General features: G+C 44.3%; 24 protein-coding genes and 1 tRNA gene. 12 read left to right on the top strand and 13 right to left on the bottom strand.

The annotated features are described in order from the left end of the window. The first annotated feature begins 17 nt into the window (after positions 1 to 17). Entirely contained in the window at positions 18 to 422 is a 405-nt protein-coding gene (locus FD968_RS06680; protein ID WP_215364882.1) for a hypothetical protein, read from the top strand. A gap of 64 nt (positions 423 to 486) precedes the next feature. On the opposite strand, the gene FD968_RS06675 is transcribed toward FD968_RS06680, so the two are convergent. Then, a complete protein-coding gene (locus FD968_RS06675; protein ID WP_215364880.1) occupies positions 487 to 909 on the bottom strand; it encodes a type II toxin-antitoxin system VapC family toxin in 423 nt (140 codons plus the stop codon). Next, positions 909 to 1154, bottom strand: a complete 246-nt coding sequence (locus FD968_RS06670) for an AbrB/MazE/SpoVT family DNA-binding domain-containing protein (protein WP_215364879.1) — start codon at positions 1152 to 1154, stop codon at positions 909 to 911. Before FD968_RS06670 ends, FD968_RS06675 begins: the two co-directional genes overlap by 1 nt. A gap of 133 nt (positions 1155 to 1287) precedes the next feature. On the opposite strand from FD968_RS06670, the gene FD968_RS06665 reads away from it, so the two are divergent. The 3 genes from FD968_RS06665 to FD968_RS06655 all read left to right on the top strand — a co-directional run bounded on the left by FD968_RS06665 (position 1288) and on the right by FD968_RS06655 (position 3298). Then, a tRNA-Ser gene (locus tag FD968_RS06665) sits at positions 1288 to 1377 on the top strand. A 112-nt stretch (positions 1378 to 1489) separates the two neighbouring features. Further along, the gene (locus FD968_RS06660; protein WP_215364877.1) at positions 1490 to 2992 is read left to right on the top strand and encodes an amidohydrolase family protein; all 1503 of its coding nucleotides are present in this window, start codon (positions 1490 to 1492) and stop codon (positions 2990 to 2992) included. A 51-nt stretch (positions 2993 to 3043) separates the two neighbouring features. Continuing rightward, positions 3044 to 3298, top strand: a complete 255-nt coding sequence (locus FD968_RS06655) for a hypothetical protein (protein WP_251367527.1) — start codon at positions 3044 to 3046, stop codon at positions 3296 to 3298. 3 nt (positions 3299 to 3301) lie between these two features. Here FD968_RS06655 and FD968_RS06650 read toward each other — a convergent pair whose 3' ends face one another. Then, positions 3302 to 4159: a hypothetical protein gene (locus FD968_RS06650; RefSeq protein ID WP_215364874.1), complete on the bottom strand. Its 858-nt coding sequence runs from the start codon at positions 4157 to 4159 to the stop codon at positions 3302 to 3304. Positions 4160 to 4383: 224 nt separating this feature from the next. Here FD968_RS06650 and FD968_RS06645 point away from each other — a divergent pair, with 224 nt between their 5' ends. Beyond that, on the top strand, positions 4384 to 4602 hold the full coding sequence (locus tag FD968_RS06645) for a YdcH family protein (RefSeq protein WP_215364872.1): 219 nt from the start codon (positions 4384 to 4386) through the stop codon (positions 4600 to 4602). A gap of 9 nt (positions 4603 to 4611) precedes the next feature. Here the strand turns inward: FD968_RS06645 and FD968_RS06640 are convergent, their stop codons facing one another. Next, positions 4612 to 4953 (bottom strand): zinc ribbon domain-containing protein YjdM, encoded by a 342-nt coding sequence (locus FD968_RS06640; RefSeq protein WP_215364871.1) that lies wholly within the window; start codon positions 4951 to 4953, stop codon positions 4612 to 4614. 38 nt (positions 4954 to 4991) lie between these two features. Between FD968_RS06640 and FD968_RS06635 the strand changes: the two genes are divergently transcribed. Further along, positions 4992 to 6833 (top strand): AsmA family protein, encoded by a 1842-nt coding sequence (locus FD968_RS06635; protein WP_215364869.1) that lies wholly within the window; start codon positions 4992 to 4994, stop codon positions 6831 to 6833. Positions 6834 to 6843: 10 nt separating this feature from the next. Here the strand turns inward: FD968_RS06635 and FD968_RS06630 are convergent, their stop codons facing one another. The 5 genes from FD968_RS06630 to FD968_RS06610 form a co-directional block, all read right to left on the bottom strand. Continuing rightward, positions 6844 to 7194, bottom strand: coding sequence for a phage holin family protein (locus FD968_RS06630; RefSeq protein ID WP_251367675.1), 351 nt, complete (start codon positions 7192 to 7194; stop codon positions 6844 to 6846). A 57-nt stretch (positions 7195 to 7251) separates the two neighbouring features. Further along, positions 7252 to 7557, bottom strand: coding sequence for a helix-turn-helix transcriptional regulator (locus tag FD968_RS06625; protein WP_215364866.1), 306 nt, complete (start codon positions 7555 to 7557; stop codon positions 7252 to 7254). Further along, positions 7554 to 7886, bottom strand: a complete 333-nt coding sequence (locus FD968_RS06620) for a type II toxin-antitoxin system RelE/ParE family toxin (RefSeq protein WP_215364865.1) — start codon at positions 7884 to 7886, stop codon at positions 7554 to 7556. The genes FD968_RS06625 and FD968_RS06620 overlap by 4 nt, the downstream gene beginning before the upstream one ends. Positions 7887 to 7955: 69 nt before the next feature. After that, a complete protein-coding gene (locus FD968_RS06615; protein ID WP_215364863.1) occupies positions 7956 to 8156 on the bottom strand; it encodes a SlyX family protein in 201 nt (66 codons plus the stop codon). Between the two features lie 14 nt (positions 8157 to 8170). Beyond that, positions 8171 to 8392 carry a hypothetical protein gene (locus FD968_RS06610; protein ID WP_215364862.1) on the bottom strand — a complete coding sequence of 74 codons (222 nt, stop codon included), beginning with the start codon at positions 8390 to 8392 and terminating at the stop codon, positions 8171 to 8173. 29 nt (positions 8393 to 8421) lie between these two features. Here FD968_RS06610 and FD968_RS06605 point away from each other — a divergent pair, with 29 nt between their 5' ends. Beyond that, positions 8422 to 9420, top strand: coding sequence for an LLM class flavin-dependent oxidoreductase (locus FD968_RS06605; protein WP_215364860.1), 999 nt, complete (start codon positions 8422 to 8424; stop codon positions 9418 to 9420). Positions 9421 to 9425: 5 nt separating this feature from the next. Here FD968_RS06605 and FD968_RS06600 read toward each other — a convergent pair whose 3' ends face one another. Together FD968_RS06600 and FD968_RS06595 are read right to left on the bottom strand one after the other, a co-directional pair. Then, complete coding sequence (locus tag FD968_RS06600) at positions 9426 to 9842, bottom strand: putative toxin-antitoxin system toxin component, PIN family (RefSeq protein ID WP_215364858.1); 417 nt, start codon at positions 9840 to 9842, stop codon at positions 9426 to 9428. A 20-nt stretch (positions 9843 to 9862) separates the two neighbouring features. Continuing rightward, positions 9863 to 10411 (bottom strand): YaeQ family protein, encoded by a 549-nt coding sequence (locus tag FD968_RS06595; RefSeq protein WP_215364856.1) that lies wholly within the window; start codon positions 10409 to 10411, stop codon positions 9863 to 9865. 79 nt (positions 10412 to 10490) lie between these two features. Here FD968_RS06595 and FD968_RS06590 point away from each other — a divergent pair, with 79 nt between their 5' ends. From FD968_RS06590 to FD968_RS06575, 4 genes are all read left to right on the top strand, one after another. Continuing rightward, positions 10491 to 11480 carry a tripartite tricarboxylate transporter substrate-binding protein gene (locus tag FD968_RS06590; RefSeq protein ID WP_215364854.1) on the top strand — a complete coding sequence of 330 codons (990 nt, stop codon included), beginning with the start codon at positions 10491 to 10493 and terminating at the stop codon, positions 11478 to 11480. 28 nt (positions 11481 to 11508) lie between these two features. Then, entirely contained in the window at positions 11509 to 13122 is a 1614-nt protein-coding gene (locus tag FD968_RS06585; protein WP_215364853.1) for an NAD(P)/FAD-dependent oxidoreductase, read from the top strand. Between the two features lie 26 nt (positions 13123 to 13148). Then, positions 13149 to 14564: an oxygen-independent coproporphyrinogen III oxidase gene (gene hemN / locus FD968_RS06580; RefSeq protein ID WP_215364850.1), complete on the top strand. Its 1416-nt coding sequence runs from the start codon at positions 13149 to 13151 to the stop codon at positions 14562 to 14564. 167 nt (positions 14565 to 14731) lie between these two features. Further along, positions 14732 to 15361 carry an OmpW family protein gene (locus tag FD968_RS06575; protein ID WP_215364847.1) on the top strand — a complete coding sequence of 210 codons (630 nt, stop codon included), beginning with the start codon at positions 14732 to 14734 and terminating at the stop codon, positions 15359 to 15361. Positions 15362 to 15416: 55 nt separating this feature from the next. Here FD968_RS06575 and FD968_RS06570 read toward each other — a convergent pair whose 3' ends face one another. After that, positions 15417 to 16016 (bottom strand): ATP-binding protein, encoded by a 600-nt coding sequence (locus FD968_RS06570; protein ID WP_215364844.1) that lies wholly within the window; start codon positions 16014 to 16016, stop codon positions 15417 to 15419. 76 nt (positions 16017 to 16092) lie between these two features. Here FD968_RS06570 and FD968_RS06565 point away from each other — a divergent pair, with 76 nt between their 5' ends. Next, a complete protein-coding gene (locus FD968_RS06565) occupies positions 16093 to 18009 on the top strand; it encodes an ATP-binding cassette domain-containing protein (protein WP_215364841.1) in 1917 nt (638 codons plus the stop codon). Positions 18010 to 18021: 12 nt separating this feature from the next. Here the strand turns inward: FD968_RS06565 and FD968_RS06560 are convergent, their stop codons facing one another. Beyond that, entirely contained in the window at positions 18022 to 18333 is a 312-nt protein-coding gene (locus FD968_RS06560) for a chaperone modulator CbpM (protein WP_215364838.1), read from the bottom strand. Positions 18334 to 18337: the final 4 nt, after the last annotated feature.

Here is an 18337-nt window from a genome sequence, read left to right as displayed (position 1 = left end):
AAAAAGAGCTCTCTCAAATGAATAAGCGCTCGTTATTTTTATTTCTGATTGGCGCATCATTTATTTCTTCAGGTGCTTTTGCAGCCGAAAAAACCTATCGCTGTGAGGTGTTGAGTGATGCCTACATCAAAAGTAATGGTGAGTTAGATATCATTAAAGATAGCCCCAGAGTAGGTCAAGAATTTGCAGTGATCAAGAAAACTGGCGAAGTTATTGGCGATGTAATGGATTCTTTAGGAAAACCTAAGGTAATTGCATCTGGAAGCAAGACCAATTCTTATAAAGTCATTTGGACACAAAAGGCTGCAGGCCAAAATGGCGCCTTTGTAGACTATCTCAGTATCGAAGGGTTTGCAAAAGACGGAAAGTACCCATTTGGATTCTTTTCTGGTGGACTTCTCTTAACAGGCGTCTGTGAGTAATGGTGTACCTCTAGCCTTAATTACCACTCGCTTTGGGTAATTTAAGGCCCGCTATAGTCAGCCCCTAAAGAACTATAGTTTTTATTTTTAGCCGAGAAGCATTCTTTTCGAGTACTTTATCAAGGGTGATGATTGATTTTGCTTTGAAAGATTTTGCGGCTGCGAGATGTAACGCATCTCCAGCCCTTAAATTTGATTTGCTGTCAATCACTAAAATTCCTGCAGAATAATAAGTCTTACTCTCAATGGGCATTAGCTCTATATCATTTTGGCAAAGAGTGTCAAATTTTTTCCAAGCCTCACGACTCTGCTTCTCCGTTATTTGATTGGTTCTGACTTTAAGACTGAGAGCACTGGAAAATTCAGTAAATGCCCAAGTCGAGGAGATCATTTTTGCAGAGCTTTTATCATGCCATTTATCAACGGCATCACTTTTCGGTTCAGTTGTACACAAGGCCACAAAAATACTGGTATCAATATAGATCATCAGTAGCGCGCCTTTGAGCGAACTTCCTCCATTACTGATTTGCCCATCTTCAACGTAGCTCTGAATGCTCTTAGTTGAGCGGCAATTTCTTTGCGTTCTAATTTTTGAGGTCGAATGACTAATGAGCCATCCTTTGAAAGGGTTGCTTCAACTTTGTCCCCATCTTTTAGCTTGATTTCTTTGATGAAGCTAGCTGGAATACGAAGTGCCAGGCTATTGCCCCATTTTGAAATTTGGATATTCATGATTAGTCCTTAAATAGATATACATAAATGTATATCTATACTAATGTAAATTATTGGGTGTGGCCTGTCAATTTTTAAGCCAATATCACCGGGATGGTTTTATGTATCGCTGGCTATAATGACCCATCGATTCGGAGAGGTGGCAGAGTGGTCGAATGTACCTGACTCGAAATCAGGCGTAGGGTCAAACCTACCGAGGGTTCGAATCCCTCCCTCTCCGCCAATTCCCTCAATACAAGGCATTGAACTCAGAAGTATTCCTCTAATAGTTAGTTTGCGATACAGTAAAGCGGTACCAAAGAAGCTAACATTTTTTGTTATTGGAAACGCATATCATGATGACGCCTGATGAGATAGAGAAATTAATTCCTGCAGAAACTGCTTCATTTCGCTCGCCCATTCCGACACAGGCGATTTCTAGTGATGAGTTTATGCCTGCCCCTCAAACACCTAAGCAAAAAGAATTTGAGAGGCGCGTTAGAGAAATTGGTTCAAGGCTTGCAAAGCATCAAGGTGTATCGCGACGTAGATTCTTTCAAGGTGCTGCTGGAATGGCAGCAGCTTTTGTTGCGATGAATGAAACCTTTGGCCCGCTGTATGGGGTTAGTCAGGCTGAGGCAGCAACACCAGAGTTGGCAAACGAACGTGCTGCTTCGCTCAAAAGCCAATTCATCATGGACATGCACACTCACTTTCTAAGAGATGACACGCGTTTGGAAGGGTTTGTGAGATCACGCGAAGCAGTAGGGAGGGCGGCTTGGAACCCTGCTTTGGCTGGTAAGCCACAAACTTTGGATGACTTGAAGTTTGCCAACTACTTTAAAGAAATTTTCTTAGATAGCGATACCAAGGTTGCCTTAATTTCTGGGTCGGGCTCTGAAGATCCTCGAGACTGGTTCTTAACTAATGAAATGAAGGCGCAGGCGCGCAAGACTGTAAATCAAGAGGCTGGATCTAAGCGCATGTTCTCCCATGCGATTTTCATGCCAGGTATGCCAGGTTGGTTAGAGAAAGCAGAAGCTGATTACGAGAACTTGAAGCCAGATTCATTTAAGGGATACACCATTGGCGACAATACCAATAAGCAGCTTTCTACACATCCGTGGCGGCTTGATGATGAGAAATTGCTTTATCCGTTTTACGAAAAGCTAGCAAAGTGGAGTAAGGCACAGCCAAGCCTTGCTAATGTCTGCGTGCATAAAGGCTTATATCCGCCCTCGGTAACGCAGCAGTACCCACATCTTTTGCCTTATGCCAAGGTAGATGATGTTGCTAAGGCGGCAAAAGATTGGCCACAATTGAATTTTGTGATTTATCACTCTGCCTTTCGTTATACAGGCGGCACTTGGGATGAAGGCTGGCAGCAGTTCAGGCGTACTGGTCGAATTGACTGGGTAACAGATTTGGCGCAGATTCCTCAAAAGTCAGGTGTCAATAATGTCTATGGTGATTTAGGGCAAATCTTCGCTCAGAGCACCATTGCTGAACCAAGACTATGCGCTGCTATGTTAGGCCAACTTATTCAGGGCCTTGGTTCGGATCATGTTGTCTGGGGAACGGATGCTATTTGGACAGGCTCTCCACAATGGCAGATTGAGGCCTTACGTCGCCTTGAGATCCCTGAGGATATGCAAAAGAAATATGGATTTAGTCCTTTAGGCGCTGCTGATGGACCAGTCAAGAGGGCAATCTTTGGTGATAACTCTGCGCGACTATACAACTTTACTCAGGCACAGCGTGCTGCGCTTGAGGGTGATAAGGTAGCTTTGGCTAAATCTCATTACGATGAGTTTGGTGATGGTAGAACTAATCTGAGATATGGCTATATGCAAGCATAGAATAGTGCGAATGATTTTGAAGGTAAAAAAATGAATAGTTTTAAAAGTGCATTGAATCGATTTTTCCTATTATGTGCTAGCTTAATTTTGCTTGCATGCTCAACCCCAGCAAGTCAGTTTGGTGTGTACCAGCAATCTGATGGAACGATAGGCGTGCATTCGCCAAAGGATGCTAAGGAGAGTGAAGCTCAGGAAGCTGCTCTTGCAGAATGCAAGAAGCTTGGAAAGCGAACTGTTTCGCTGATCGACAGTCGGAAAACGGTCAATGACCGTTTTCCGATGACGTATAACTATCTATGTAGATAGGTCTTAACTAAGCAACCACTTCTTAATAGACTTATTGACGCACATTGCATCTAAAGCAAGACCAAAGAACTCGGAGCCATTAGTGACCATGCTTTCAATTGCCTCAACCTTGCCAGACTTGATGCCACGCAGATAAGTAGCAGCACGATAGCGTAAGAAGTGCTCTGTTTCGCCTTCTTCATTCTCGGTAGAGCAGAGTTCTAGACTGCCATAGCGAGTTTCTGGGTTGATATTGAGAATAGACAGGCTTAAGGCACCTACCAACTTCTCTGGTACTGGGATTGGTACATAAGAGTAGAGGGAAATCAGCATTTCTTCTTCATCAACTTCAATGATGTGATCAATATCCAATACATCATGTTCCGTTAATTCAGTTTCGCCCGAATCGCCGCCGCCAAAAGTAGATTCAAACTGCAACATGGCAGTATTGCTGCCTTTAGAGATTTCGATCATGTCAGGATAGCCAAGCAAGCCTTTCCACCAGTACATGAGGGAGAAGGTGCAAGGTTTTACTTCAACTAAACCTTTGCTAGTAGATTTAGCAAAGTAGAGGCCATAGAACTCATCATCTTTTTCTAGACCATATTGATCTACCTTAGATGATTTAGCTGCCGACTTAGAGGATGCCTTTTTGGCAACCTTCTTTGCTGCTGATTTCTTGATGGGTTTTTTAGCCGGCGCTTTTTTTGCAGCAGGCTTTTTTGTAGCGACTTTCTTCGCCACTGGTTTTACTACCTTTTTCACTGTCTTTTTGGCAGCCACTTTTTTAGCGGCAACTTTCTTGACAGCTTTCTTTATAGGGGCTTTTTTTACCACCTTGGTAGCTACTTTCTTTTTTGCTGGTGACTTCTTTGTAGCCATGGTTTATTACCCTTCTTTTTGGTAGTTAATGTGCTTAAGCACTGGTAGATATTACTGCAAATTAATTGCAATAAAGACCAAAGCTATATGGGGTTTTTCCTGCCAATTACAAGGGTAGGGGCGGAATTAATATGTTGCCTGACTTATTTTTCTCTTGGGCTGGAATTGATACGCCGAAATCACGTAATATGAATGAACCCAATTACTTTTGAATGAGGGAATCTATGTTTCCAGAATACCGCGAATTAATTACCAAATTAAAGACAACAGACCGTCACTTTTCCCATCTGTTTGATAAGCACAATAATTTAGATGCAAAGATTTTGCGTATGGAAGACCATAAAGAGCCAAGCACACCAGAGCAGATTGAAACTTTGAAAAAAGAGAAGCTGCTAATTAAAGATCAAATTTACGCTGTCCTCAAGAAGGCAAGCACCGGTTAGGCGAATACATTACGCTTTCTTTAGGAAGCAGGCTTTGAGCAACATATTGCCTGCTTCTGTTTTGCAGTCCACTTCATGGTCACCAGAAACCAGACGAATGCCCTTAATCTTGGTGCCAACCTTTAGGGTAGTCGACGAACCCTTTACCTTGAGATCTTTAATCAGGGTCACACTATCCCCATCTGCCAAAAGATTACCATTCGCATCTTTCACAATCAAACCTACCTCCTCCTCAACTGCAGCAGCAATGGGCCATTCATGGCCGCATTGGGCGCAAACATAGTTATTGCCATCGGGATAGGTCATGTCTTCTTGGCAGGCGGGGCATTTCGGTAAGTTATCTGTACTCATCTAGGGATTTTAGTCTAGCCCTTTAGAATGATGATGAAATGAACAAAACACTCAAACTCTTCTTGCTTGTCTTAGCCGCAATTTTTACTATCGCCATATTAGGAGTTTGGTATGCATCGTCATCGATTAACCCGGCTCAGCTCACACAATTACTCAGCTCATCCATTAAGGATGCTACGGGCCGTGATTTGAAAATTGCTGGGCCTGTTAGCTTGAAATTGTTCCCTTCACTTGGAATTACTGCAGAGCAGGTTACTCTGAGCAATGCATCATGGGCGAGTAAGGCTGATATGCTGACAGTCAAGCGCTTAGAGTTGGATATTGAATTACTTCCACTATTGAAAAAAGAAGTTGCCTTCAATGCAATTATTCTAAATGGCGTTGATGCTTACTTGCAGACAAATAAATCTGGTGATGGTAACTGGGATTTCACACTCCCCATTGTTTCCTCTAGCTCTAGTAATGCCTCTGCCTCGACTCTCAATAGCGCTGTAGCTGGAACTGCCACACCTTCAACATCGACCTCGGATCAAATTGATCCAATCAGAATCAGAAATCTCAGTATCACTGATGCAAATTTGAGCTATCAGGGTTTTGGTTCAGCTCCAACCTTGATTGCAATACCGAGGCTTTCAATTATTGGCAGAAGCACCAAAACAGAAATGGCAGCGCAAGCACAGTATGGCAATTATCAACTGGGCATTAAAGGCAATACCGGCAATCTTCATGATGCATTAAATGACTGGAATATTAGTCCAGTCAAATTACCCTTGGATTTCAATTTGACGGTAAATGGTAAGACTCTGGAGATCAATGGTGAAGTCGATAAAAAGCCGAAGGCACTCCCTAGCTTTGATATCAAGCTTAGCTCTAAAGCATTTGAGTTGACACCCTTAGTGGGTTCGGCGGCAATTGCTGGGGCTGGCGGGACAAGTGCTGCTACAGCGAGAGTCTCCCCACCATCAGGGCGATATTTCTTTAGCGAAGATATTTTGCCATTTGATGTCCTGCCGGAGGCTCATGGCAAACTGGTGATGAATATTGAGGAGTTGAGTGTTCCTGGGCACCTACCCATGACGAATTTAAAGGGCACCTTTCTCTTTAACGGTCCAAAGATTGATATTAATGACCTCTCTTTTGGTCTTGGCAAGGGCAGTGCAAATGTGCAGATGAGTCTTTCTCAGTTTCAAGGGGCAAATCCTACAGTTTCAGCGAAGGGCTTGGCGAAGGGGTTCACCTTAGAGCAAGTGATGGATACGATAGATGCTCAGACCAAGGTGAAGGGTGGTGATGCACAGATAGCCTTCAATTTGCGTAGCACAGGAAACTCAATGCATCAGCTTGCCAGTAGGGCAAATGGCGCAGCGCAAATTTCTATTGGTAAGAGCAGTTTAGATTCTCGCTTTATTGATGGCAGTGGCGATCTCATGATTTCGATTGTGAATGCGGTAAATCCCATGCGTAAGAAAACAGACCAAACGCTCTTAGAGTGCGCGGTTATCTACTTGCCGGTCAGCAATGGTCAAATCACCCTGAATGACTCTATCGGAGTTGTAACCGACCGCTTAGATATGGTGCTATCCGGTTCAATAGATTTAAAAACAGAATCTCTCAATATCAAGATTGATCCTAGAGAAAAATCTGGGCTGACCACTGGCGTCAATTTGGGTGGCCTTGTAAAACTGCAGGGCACCTTGCTTAAACCCCAAGCCGGGGTTAATAAAGAGGGTGTAGTGAATAGTGCTGTCAGTATTGGCTTGGGGTTTCTGACGGGCGGTGCAACGATCTTGGCAGAGAATGCTAAATCACTCGCAACCAAGTCACAGCCCTGCAAAGCAGCACTGCACTCTTGGTCGGATATTTACCCTGGTGCGAATTAAGGAAAAAGAATTAGAAAACTAAGCCACTGATAAACAGGCTAAATAGAGAAATAAAGATACTGGCAAAGAATGCGGTCCAGAAACTAGAAATCGTAAAGCCGCTTACGACCGCAGATACCAGCATCAATACCAAAGCATTGACTACCAATAAAAATAGACCCATCGTTACCACGGTCAGTGGCAAGGTCAGCAGGATGAGCAAAGGCTTTACGATGGCATTAGCAAAGCCAAGCAGGAGTGCTGCAATCAAAAGTGAGCCACCATCAGCAAATCGTAGGCCGCTAAAAATATAGCTAGCCACCCAAAGAGACAAAGAAGTTAAGCCCCATTGGACTAGAAATAGCGTTAAGTTACCCATGATCGATTCCTTTGTAATTGTTTTTGATGATTAGTCTTACTTTGGTATGGTATCAGTAGATTAGGCAGCAATTTTTTGCCTAGGAGTCTTAATGGGCCTAAAGTGAATTTGAATTTGGGAATTGGTTGCCTGTGCAAACTTGGCTAAAGTTCTCATGGAAGGCAGGCTGGAGCCACTTTCTAGCCTTGCGATTGCTGATTGTGAGGTTTGCATACGAGCCGCAAGCTCCTCCTGTGATAGCCCACTTTTCATCCTAGCTTCAATGATTTCTCTCGAGATTTCGAATTCAACACGAGATTGTTCATAAGCTTTTTTATAAGATGGTTCTTTTAGCCAGCGTTTGTGTAGGGTTGAAATCTTGGTCATATTAGTTTGGCCTCTTTTGCTCTTTGTTTTGCGATATTTAAGGCTGCAGTTGGTGTCTTTTGTGATTTTTTAATAAATACATGCAAGATCACTATCTTTTTTGATAGGGCAATAACGTAAATGCCTCTTGCAATCCCATCTCTTCCTGAAACTCTGATTTCCCAAAATTTACTTCCTAAACTTCTGATATGTGGCATACCTACTTGTTTGGGGCCAAATTGCTCCAATAAACCAGAAACTCTTACAAACCGACCCCTCATATCATCGGGAAGCTTCTCCAATTCATTGTCAACACATGCATTTAAGGTCTCAACTTCCCAATTTATCATTCATAAATTATATCAATATTGATATATATCAAAAATGATATTAGATAAATCTCAGGAAATCAAGGGTTATTAATAATGCGGTGGAATTTCATCTTTTAAGCTACCACCACCTGCGCTGCCACTACTGGCCTGTTCTTTAATGGCTTTGAGCTCGTGATAGAGAAATTCAATTTGTTGTTGTTGCTTGTAGACAATCTCATTGAGTTTCTCAATGAGGTCTTCAGTAAAACTGAGCTTAATTTCAAGGTCGGTGATTCTGTCTTCAGTCATATTCAGGACCTTATTTATTCAGTAATGAGTTCAAAACGCCCATCTTCCATTTCGGCCCTTGGTCTAATCCAAAAATCATGCGATTGCATAGATTCATAGACATACGCTGGCTCTAATGTGGCCTCCACATTTGCCAGAAGAAGTACCTTATAAAATCCACCAGTCTTCTTATGTCTTAACTTTGTGCCAGGCTTAAAAAGTCCATCATCTGGATCGGCCATTTTGGGTTTACTCATAAAACGTACTTTCTCGGTATGATTTGGTGATGGCAAATTCCATCCCGTACTCCATTCTAGATATATCGCCTATTCCCCAGGGGTTTACGGCGGCCGATGCGCTGCGTAACTCCTTGGATGTAGCTCAGCATGCTGAGAAATGGGGCTATACCCGCTATTGGGTAGCCGAACATCACAATATGACTGGTAATGCCAGCTCTGCAACAGCCGTATTGCTAGGTTATTTGGCGGCGGGTACCTCTCGAATCAAAGTGGGCTCTGGTGGCGTTATGCTCCCCAATCATGCCCCACTAGTGATTGCTGAACAATTTGGCACCCTAGAGTCGCTATATCCTGGTCGCATTGAGTTGGGTTTGGGTCGGGCACCCGGTACTGACCAAATGACTGCGCGTGCCTTACGTCGTGATCTACTGGGGAGTGATGACCGTTTCCCTCAGGATGTACGTGAGCTACAACACTACTTTGGCCCCATTCAAGAAGGGCAGTCTGTCAAAGCAATTCCAGGAGCTAATACCAATGTGCCAATTTGGATTTTGGGTTCGAGTCTTTATGGAGCTCAATTAGCTGCGCACTTTGGTTTGCCTTATGCATTTGCCTCACACTTTGCCCCCGAGCAGTTATTGGAAGCAATGTCGATTTATCGCGAACTCTTTAAGCCATCCGCCCAACAAACTACACCTTACTCTGCATTTGTGATGAATGTGGTGGCTGCCGATACAGATAAAGAGGCTCAACATCTCTTTACAACACTACAACAAAACGTTGTACGTATGCGTCGCAATACCCGTGGTCAATTACCGCCGCCTATTGCAGACCTTGATGAGTTTTGCGAACCCCATGAGCAAGCTGCTGCAGCACATACCCTGCAATGTTCTTTAGTGGGGTCACTAGAAACAATTCAAAAGGGAATGCGCGCTTGGTTGAATCGCACCGGCGCAAATGAAATCTTATTTACTGGGCAGATCTTTGATCATCAGGCACGTCTTAAATCATTTGAGATTGCAGCTAAGGCTGCTCAAAGCCTTTAAGTCGATTACTCGATAATCGCGTTGTAGTCAGAGGTGATGGCCACACCTTCCTGGATAGCCTTATTAGCAAGCTTGAGTACTTCATTGTCTTTGCTGATTAAGATGCAAGGCTTGGCTGTATAGGCAAGGTTTAGAAAGACTTGATCATCAGGATCTTGGCATTGCCATGGCGCCTTGATCAGCATTTCATCAGTAACTGTTCTTGCCAAGTTGCGCCACTGATTCAGGATGGCTTCTTGAGTAGCATGCTCGAGGTTGAAAAGGGGGCGACTGATGACATCGGCTAACTCTTCGATAGTTTTAGGACTAGCTAAAGCATCCACTTGGCCATCAATCAATTTTTGCTTGAGATGAATTGCTCTGAAGTCATTAAATACAAAAATATCTAGTAAGACATTGGTATCAAAGACAACAGACTTCATTTCACCGAGTCAATCTTGAATTAATTTTGGTTGGAGCGCCAGATTTCTGGGGTGATAGTGACCTGGCCATTATCTGAAGAGACATAGACTTCGCCATCTTGGACGTTCACATGAATTACCATGCTTCGTTCAACCAGTTTATTGAGCTCATTGGCTTGTTCTGCAGGGATAGAAACCACTTGTAGGTTACGAGCACGGTTTAATTTGTTGGCGATACCGTCCCACCAAATTTTGCTGGTGTGACCGCCATAGCAATAAACGATCACTTGATCTGATCTGCCGCAGGCTTTCAGGATGCGGCGCTCATCAGGTTGACCAATTTCGATCCAGAGCTTAATCGCATCAGTAAGATCTTTAATCCATAAATCAGGCTCATCGGTATCGCTTAAACCTTTGGTGAAAGCGAGATCTTCATGGGCTTGTAATGCAAAGGCTATGATTCTTACCATCATCCGCTCGTCAGTTTCTGAAGGATGCCTAGCAATAGTGAGGGAATGACTGCCGTAGTAGTGGCGGTCTGAATCTGCGACATGAAGGTCGGCTTTATGAATAGTTGCGCGGAGAGCCATACGGCATTATCGCCTTTAAATGAAAGCGCCCCAGATTGCCGTATCATTTTAGAAATTGATTTCACCCTTGGGGGCTTACATGGACACCAGCAGCACTTGGAAAATTCGCGCTATAGCGACCTTCTTATTGGGCCTATGCCTTGCTTGCGTACATTCCTTGGCATTAGCTGCAGATCCATGGCCAACCAAGCCTATTAAGATCATCGTTCCTTTTTCGCCAGGCAGCGTTCAAGATGCCTTGGCAAGATCATTCTCTAATGAGTTGGGTGCTGCCTTAGGTGTGTCAGTAGTAGTTGAAAATAAAGCAGGAGCGGGGGGTACCGTTGGTACTGGCATCGTTGCTAAATCCGCCCCTGATGGATATACCTTTGTAATGGCAGCCGCTAGCCACAATATCAATGGCAGTTTGTTTAGCAAGCTCAGTTTTGATCCAATCAAAGATTTCACAGGCGCTGCTTATATCGGCACTAGTAGCTACATCATGATGACGAATGCAGAGTTTCCAGCCAAGTCTGTTGCAGATTTCGTTGCTTTAGCTAAAGCAAATCCAGATCAATATAACTACGCTAGTGCTGGTAACGGTAGCGCCTCACATCTGGCCATGGCTTATTTTGATAGCATGGCTGGCATACAGCTCGTGCATATTCCCACTAAAGGTACTGGTGATGCGATTACTGAATTATTAGCAGGACGTGCACAAGCAGTTATTGCCGCAAACGTTGCTGCCTTGCCTTTTGCAAATGATTCACGGATTCGCTTCTTAGGAGTTTCCTCAGAAAAGCCGTCGCCATTTGTGCCTGGCATTCCACCAATTGGCAATACCGTCAAGGGTTACGCCTTTGATAGCTGGTTTGGCTTGCTTGCCCCTGCAAATACTCCAAAAGATGTCATCACGAAAATACAGTCTGAGATGACCAAGTTATTAAAGCAGCCAGAGATTGTTGAGCGTATGCGTCGCCAGGGTATTGAAGTCGGCAATCTATCTTCGGCTGAATTTAATCAGCTATTAATTAGAGACTACGTGCGCATGGCAAATGTAGTGAAGGCCTCAGGAGCGAAAGCTGAATAAGGTCAAATACTGTGTATCGTAGAGCCCCATGATCCGTATTACCGAACTGCGCCTACCAATTGATCACGCCCCAGAAGCGATAGAGGCGGCGATTCTGAAGCGCTTAAATTTATCCCCAAAGGATTTAATCTCTTTTGAGATCTTTAAGCGTAGCTATGATGCGCGCAAGAATGTGGCTCTGGCCTTTATTTACACAGTAGATCTTTCAATTAAAAATGAAGCGACAGTACTGAAGCAACTTTCCAATGACACGCATGTTAGGCCATCGCCAGATACTAGCTATCACTTTGTAGCCAAAGCACCGGATTCTGTAATTTTAGGCAAGGCATTACGTCCAGTAGTGATTGGCTTTGGGCCATGCGGCATCTTCGCTGCTTTGGTATTGGCGCAAATGGGGTTTAAGCCGATCGTGCTTGAGCGCGGTAAGCAAGTGCGTGAGCGGACTCAGGACACATGGGGGTTATGGCGTAAAAATATTCTCAACCCTGAGTCGAATGTGCAATTTGGAGAGGGCGGGGCGGGTACATTTTCTGATGGCAAGCTCTATAGCCAAATTAAAGATCCAAAATTTTATGGACGTAAGGTGATTAATGAGTTTGTCAAAGCTGGCGCGCCTGCAGAAATTCAATATGTAGCCAAACCTCATATTGGAACATTCCGCTTAGTAGGTGTAGTTGAAAAAATGCGCCAAGAAATTATTGACCTAGGCGGCGAAATTCGTTTCTCACAAAAAGTGATTGGCTTTGATATTGAGAGCGAGCAGATTACTGGGGTCAAAATTGAAGGACAAGCTGATTTGCCGGCAAGCCATGTTGTATTGGCCTTAGGTCATAGCGCCCGAGATACTTTTGAAGCCCTGCATGATGCTGGTGTGTATATGGAAGCAAAGCCATTCTCAGTGGGCTTCCGTATTGAGCATCCACAATCTTTAATTGATAAGGCACGCTTGGGCCCACATGCTGGCAATGAGTTGATAGGTGCCGCTGATTACAAGCTGGTTCACCATGCTAAGAATGGTCGTGCTGTCTATAGCTTCTGTATGTGCCCTGGTGGCACAGTAGTGGCGGCGGCTTCAGAGCCTAATCGCGTGGTGACCAATGGTATGAGCCAATACTCTCGTAACGAGCGTAATGCGAATGCGGGTATTGTTGTTGGCATTACTCCTGATGACTATCCAGGTGGTCCGCTTGCAGGAATTGAGTTTCAACGTCAGCTTGAGTCAAAAGCATTTGAACTAGGTGGTGGAACTTATGAAGCTCCAGGGCAATTGGTTGGAGACTTTATTGCAGGTAAGTCGTCTACGGAGTTTGGTAGTGTCATACCGTCCTATAAGCCCGGTGTGCACTTGACTGACTTGGCGCAAGCGTTACCCGCTTATGCGATTGAGGCTATTCGTGAAGCGATACCTGCATTTGAAAAGCAAATTAAAGGCTTTTCGATGAAAGACGCTGTACTAACCGGTGTTGAGACTAGAACTTCTTCGCCTTTACGTATTACTCGTGGCCCAAATTTTCAGAGTCTGAACATTAAAGGTCTCTATCCCGCTGGTGAGGGCGCTGGTTATGCTGGTGGTATCTTGTCTGCTGGGGTCGATGGGATTAAAGTAGCAGAAGCGGTAGCACTTGACTACCTTGAGAAGTAATACGGATATCAGTCAATACTCTATTTATGAATTCAGCAGTAAGTCACAGCAAGGCGGAAGCTAAGGAAGCTCTCTTTCATCCCGAGCTACTCCAGAAGTTTGATATTAATGGGCCTCGCTATACCTCTTATCCTAGCGCTGACCGTTTTCATAGTGCGTTTTCAGAACAAGATTATTTGGGCGCACTCAAAAGAGTAGCAAAGGCGAATGAGCCTTTATCCCTTTATTTTCATTTGCCATTCTGCCCAAATATTTGCTACTACTGTGGTTGCAATAAGATCATTACTAAAGATCATGGTCGTAGTGCAAAGTACATTAAATATCTAGCTAAAGAAATGGCGATGGTGACTAGTGCAATGGGCACTCAAAAAAAGATCCCCATTACGCAGTTACATTGGGGCGGTGGTACGCCAACATTCTTATCTCATGAAGAGATGACCGAATTAATGCATCACACTCGAGAGTATTTTGAGTTATTGCCTAGCGGAGAATATTCAATCGAGATTGATCCACGTCGAGTAACAGAGCAAGACATTGCTTTGCTTGCCGAGTTAGGCTTTAACCGCATTAGTCTAGGAGTTCAGGACTTCAATTTGGCTGTACAAGAGGCGGTGCACCGGATTCAGACAATAGAAGAGACTCAGGCGGTTATGGACTGGTCTCGAAAGTATGGCTTTAAGTCTCGTAGTGTCGATCTTATCTATGGTTTGCCTAAGCAAACCCCGGCTACTTTCAAAGAAACCGTTGATGCAGTTTTGGAAATGAATCCAGATCGCCTATCGGTCTATAACTATGCTCATTTGCCACATATCTTTAAACCGCAACGCCGTATCGCTGAGGCAGATCTACCCCCGGCTGCAGATAAGTTAGATATTTTGTCCAATACGATTGAGCGCTTAGGTGAGGCAGGCTATGTCTTCATTGGCATGGATCATTTTGCAAAGCCGGATGATGAATTGGCCATCGCCCAGAAAGAAGGCAAGCTTCATCGTAACTTTCAGGGCTACTCTACTCAAGCAGAATGTGATCTTTTAGCCTTTGGTATCTCCTCTATCGGCAAGGTCGACGATTGTTACTCACAAAATGTGCGCACGCTTGATGAGTACTATGCAGCATTGGACCTTGGCCATCTACCTGTCTTAAGGGGCCTGCAACTGGACAAAGATGATTTGCTTCGTCGTGAGTTGATTGGCGAATTGATGTGCCAATTTTCTTTAAATACAAAAGCATTCTCAAAGGATCATCAGATTAATTTCCAGGATTACTTTAAGACTGAGATTGAAGAACTCAAAAGTCTAGAGGAGGCAGGGCTTCTAGAATGGCAAGAGGGCGATATCTACGTGCCGATTAAAGGGCGTCTGCTTGCAAGACGAGTCGCCATGACATTTGATCGCCACCTTCGTGAGTCTCAAGCGCTTGGAACTTATTCCAAAGTACTTTAGGGTAAACCACAATCTATTTGATCTGGATCAAACAAGTATCAAATCTCTGTTGCTTTTAAGCAAAGAAAAAAATTACAGCGTTCATTCATTTGATTTAAGTCAAATTGCCTTAAGAGTATCAATTTCAAAATAGAACCATCGAAATTGATAACAAAAGGGGTAATACCATGCGTCTTAAATCACTAGTGGCAGCAATGGCTGCAGTAGCTTCCTTAGCTCCAATCGCATCACAAGCTCAATCTGCCAGCGAGAACCCATGGATGGTGCGCGTGCGTGCAACAGACTTGATTTGGCAAAATGGTCAAACTAGCTCAGTGAGCGCATTAAATGTTAAGGCGCAAGATAAAATTATTCCTGAGTTTGATGTGTCCTATTTTTTCACCAAAAATATCGCTGCAGAATTAGTTTTGACTTATCCGCAAACCATTCAAATTAATTATGGAGCTGGTCAAAATCAACTTGGGACAATCAAGGCATTACCTCCTTCTTTACTGTTGCAATACCACTTCACTGATTTGGGCGCATTTAAGCCTTATGTTGGTGCGGGTGTGAACTACACAATTTTCAGCAGTCGCAATAATCTGGGCAATGGTGCCTACTCAGTTGGCGGTTCAAGCACTGGAGTTGTTGGTCAAGTAGGTGCTGATTACATGTTTGATAAAAATTGGGGTCTAAACCTTGATCTTAAATATGCCACTATGTCTACCAATGTGACTGTTACTTCTACTGGCGCAGATGCTGGCAAGTTGACATTAAATCCTTGGATGCCGTCTGTTGGCATAACTTACAAGTTCTAAGAATTCAGTTCTTGGTACTTGAGATAGGGCTCCTTAGGGGCCCTATCTTTTTTATTTATTGATTTACCAAGTCATCTATGAGTTTTTCAAAACTCGGTTCACTGAATTGCAAATTATCAAAACGCTTTATTGATTCGTGATTCGGTGGATTAATTCTGCGTTTTACGTATTGATCCCAGTGCGCTAGCTTCCAGTCATCCCTGGGATCACCACGTTTTTGCATACGCGCCTTTGCTTCATCGACTTCAAGATCAATCCAAGCAATCGAAATACTGGTTTGGGGTGGCATTCCCAATGCCTCCGCATTAAACATTCTGCCACTCTGAATTTCCTTCGAGAATGGCCCTACCAAAATCACATTGACACCAAGTAATAAGTTCTCCTTGGCGATATCCAATAAGCCCTGATATTCCCAATCGCGTAAATTCTCAAGATAGTAGGGACTATCACGATCATTGGGATTTTGGGTGGTGAGCGCCATCACGTGGGCGCTATAGGCCCCATAAACCGTATCTTTATCCAGAAAGAAAAAGTCTTCCCCAGTCTTCTCAACAATGAGGGGTAGTGCCTTTTTGGCTAAAGTGGACTTTCCAGTCCCGGCGTGGCCTGCGAAGAGGATAAGGCGGGGAGTGGATGGGGTGAGTTTGCAGATCATTTATTGCTAGTCTCGCAGAAATGAGGGGTAAGAGTGAAAAAATCTCCTGTTTTGCTGAAGTGACGATAATGTCGCCATGGCTTTAATCGTACTCACTGATGCAAAACTGGCTTTCGGCCACGTTGACCTCCTCGCAAATACTGCTTTTTCCCTAGAATCTGGCGAACGCGTTGGCCTTATTGGCCGCAATGGCACTGGCAAATCCTCTTTATTGAAGATCTTGGCCGGTATTGAAAAAATGGATGATGGCTTGTTGCAGTATCAGCAAGGCTTACGCATTTCCTATGTTCCGCAAGAGCCGATTTTTGATGCTGAAGAAACCGTGTTTGAAGCGGTTTCTAAGGGTGTAGCGGAGGCGAAGGCTCTGCGTGAAGAGTATGAGGCGCTGAGTGTCGGTGAGTGGGACGATGCTGCTCACCATCGCTTAGATGAGGTCCAATCAAAGTTGGAAGCTTTAAGTGGTTGGAATTGGGAGCAACGTGTTCACGAAACTCTTGATCGCTTGCATCTAGATGCTGAAGTCAAAATCAGCAATCTTTCTGGCGGAACAAAGAAGCGCGTTGCACTAGCTCGTGCTTTAGTGGAAATGCCTGATGTTCTTTTATTAGATGAACCAACTAACCATTTGGATTTGGATTCGATTGCATGGTTAGAAGAACTTCTTAAGGAGTATCAAGGCTCTGTCATTTTGATTACCCATGATCGTGCTTTCTTGGATAACGTCTGCACGCAAATTGTCGAGCTTGATCGCGGTATCTTGCGCAGCTATCCAGGCAACTTCACGCAATACGAGGTGCTAAAAGATCAAGAGCTTAATGCAGAGTCCCTTGCTAATGCCAGGGCCGATAAATTGCTGGCTCAGGAAGAGGTTTGGATACGCAAAGGGGTGGAAGCGCGCCGTACCCGCAGCGTAGCTCGTATCGCTCGCTTAGAAAAGCTTCGCTCTAGTCGTGCTGAGCGACGAGATGCGATAGGGCAGGTTAAGCTTGCTGTATCTGCTGGCGATCGCAGCGGCAAGATCGTTGCTGAGTTAGACGACGTCAGCAAGTCTTACGATAGACCAATTGTCAAAGATTTCACGGCAACCATATTGCGTGGTGATAAGGTTGGCTTGCTTGGGCCTAATGGTGCGGGCAAAACTACATTACTCAAGTTGATTTTGGGGACGATCAAGCCAGATTCAGGAACTGCCACCATGGGAACTCGTATCGAGGTGGCTTACTTTGATCAGATGCGTGAGGGTCTCGATCTCAATGCTTCACTTGAGGACTACATCAGTCCAGGTAGCGAGTGGATTGAAATCAATGGCAATAAAAAACACGTTAAGAGTTATTTAAGTGATTTCTTATTCGCGCCTGAGAGAACCAATTCACCGGTAAGTACTTTATCTGGTGGCGAGCGTAATCGCCTTTTGCTTGCTCGCCTGTTTGCCCGTCCAGCAAACGTCTTGGTTTTGGATGAGCCAACCAATGACTTGGATATTGATACACTCGATTTGCTCGAGCAATTATTGCAAGACTATAAGGGTACGGTGTTCTTGGTCAGCCATGATCGTTACTTCTTGGATAACGTCGTCACGAGCATCATCGCTCATGAAGGTGATGGATTCTGGCGTGAGTATGAGGGTGGATATGAAGACTGGAAGATTCAAAAGGCCCGTTCAGACAAAATCCGCGCTGCTAATTCCAATCAAAAGACACCTCCTAAGATAGAAGTAAAGCCTGAGCCAGTAGCCGAAGTTAAGCCGGTGGCTAAAAGTGGGGTGCAAAAACTTAACGGCAAAGAACGTCAAGAGCTTGAAACCTTACCTTTGCAAATTGAAGAATTAGAAACGGAGCAAGCGGATATCGGGATTGCGATGAGCAACCCGGATTTGTATAAGAATGAGCCAGAGTTAGCTGCCAGTATGCAGGCCCGTTTGAGTGAGATTACTGAGCAGTTAGAGCAAAAGTTACAGCGCTGGGAGCAGCTCTTAAGCCGCTCCGAAAGCTAATTGATGAATAGTTTAATTACCGCGCTTTAGCTGAGAGCGTAATTCAGCGATTTCATCAAGCAGGTCTAAAGCCAAGGCAACGCCCGGAACATTGAGCTCTAAATCATGGGCAAGATGCGCTGCCGTCTTAGCCCTTCTCAAAGAGTCTCCGCCGAAGCGCCAATCTTCTGGTGAGGAGCCACTTGGACTCAATACTCCCTCGGTAACCCATGACATGATCATGTCTTCCGGTGTGCGTGAGGCATGCGAGAGTTCCACAATACTCATGTGCACTTCATTCTCAACAACACTACCTTCAATCCAGGTGATATTGGTTTGGTTCATCGCA

The sequence above is a fragment of the Polynucleobacter sp. AP-Titi-500A-B4 genome, from assembly GCF_018688095.1.
Classification (GTDB): Bacteria; Pseudomonadota; Gammaproteobacteria; order Burkholderiales; family Burkholderiaceae; genus Polynucleobacter.
Note: the sequence above shows the minus strand (reverse complement) of the source record. Positions and strands in the feature narration are given on the sequence as shown.

Bases quoted from the DNA above. Each gene is read 5' to 3' on its own strand.
- FD968_RS06565 (WP_215364841.1), top strand. From the start codon at position 16,093: ATGGCTTTAATCGTACTCACTGATGCAAAACTGGCTTTCGGCCACGTT.
- FD968_RS06680 (WP_215364882.1), top strand. From the start codon at position 18: ATGAATAAGCGCTCGTTATTTTTATTTCTGATTGGCGCATCATTTATT.
- FD968_RS06605 (WP_215364860.1), top strand. From the start codon at position 8,422: ATGGCAAATTCCATCCCGTACTCCATTCTAGATATATCGCCTATTCCC.
- FD968_RS06600 (WP_215364858.1), bottom strand. From the start codon at position 9,842: ATGAAGTCTGTTGTCTTTGATACCAATGTCTTACTAGATATTTTTGTA.
- FD968_RS06590 (WP_215364854.1), top strand. From the start codon at position 10,491: ATGGACACCAGCAGCACTTGGAAAATTCGCGCTATAGCGACCTTCTTA.
- FD968_RS06560 (WP_215364838.1), bottom strand. From the start codon at position 18,333: ATGAACCAAACCAATATCACCTGGATTGAAGGTAGTGTTGTTGAGAAT.
- FD968_RS06675 (WP_215364880.1), bottom strand. From the start codon at position 909: ATGATCTATATTGATACCAGTATTTTTGTGGCCTTGTGTACAACTGAA.
- FD968_RS06650 (WP_215364874.1), bottom strand. From the start codon at position 4,159: ATGGCTACAAAGAAGTCACCAGCAAAAAAGAAAGTAGCTACCAAGGTG.
- FD968_RS06670 (WP_215364879.1), bottom strand. From the start codon at position 1,154: ATGAATATCCAAATTTCAAAATGGGGCAATAGCCTGGCACTTCGTATT.
- FD968_RS06595 (WP_215364856.1), bottom strand. From the start codon at position 10,411: ATGGCTCTCCGCGCAACTATTCATAAAGCCGACCTTCATGTCGCAGAT.
- FD968_RS06620 (WP_215364865.1), bottom strand. From the start codon at position 7,886: ATGATAAATTGGGAAGTTGAGACCTTAAATGCATGTGTTGACAATGAA.
- FD968_RS06660 (WP_215364877.1), top strand. From the start codon at position 1,490: ATGATGACGCCTGATGAGATAGAGAAATTAATTCCTGCAGAAACTGCT.
- FD968_RS06615 (WP_215364863.1), bottom strand. From the start codon at position 8,156: ATGACTGAAGACAGAATCACCGACCTTGAAATTAAGCTCAGTTTTACT.
- FD968_RS06610 (WP_215364862.1), bottom strand. From the start codon at position 8,392: ATGAGTAAACCCAAAATGGCCGATCCAGATGATGGACTTTTTAAGCCT.
- FD968_RS06640 (WP_215364871.1), bottom strand. From the start codon at position 4,953: ATGAGTACAGATAACTTACCGAAATGCCCCGCCTGCCAAGAAGACATG.
- FD968_RS06625 (WP_215364866.1), bottom strand. From the start codon at position 7,557: ATGACCAAGATTTCAACCCTACACAAACGCTGGCTAAAAGAACCATCT.
- FD968_RS06575 (WP_215364847.1), top strand. From the start codon at position 14,732: ATGCGTCTTAAATCACTAGTGGCAGCAATGGCTGCAGTAGCTTCCTTA.
- FD968_RS06585 (WP_215364853.1), top strand. From the start codon at position 11,509: ATGATCCGTATTACCGAACTGCGCCTACCAATTGATCACGCCCCAGAA.
- FD968_RS06570 (WP_215364844.1), bottom strand. From the start codon at position 16,016: ATGATCTGCAAACTCACCCCATCCACTCCCCGCCTTATCCTCTTCGCA.
- hemN (WP_215364850.1), top strand. From the start codon at position 13,149: ATGAATTCAGCAGTAAGTCACAGCAAGGCGGAAGCTAAGGAAGCTCTC.
- FD968_RS06635 (WP_215364869.1), top strand. From the start codon at position 4,992: ATGAACAAAACACTCAAACTCTTCTTGCTTGTCTTAGCCGCAATTTTT.
- FD968_RS06645 (WP_215364872.1), top strand. From the start codon at position 4,384: ATGTTTCCAGAATACCGCGAATTAATTACCAAATTAAAGACAACAGAC.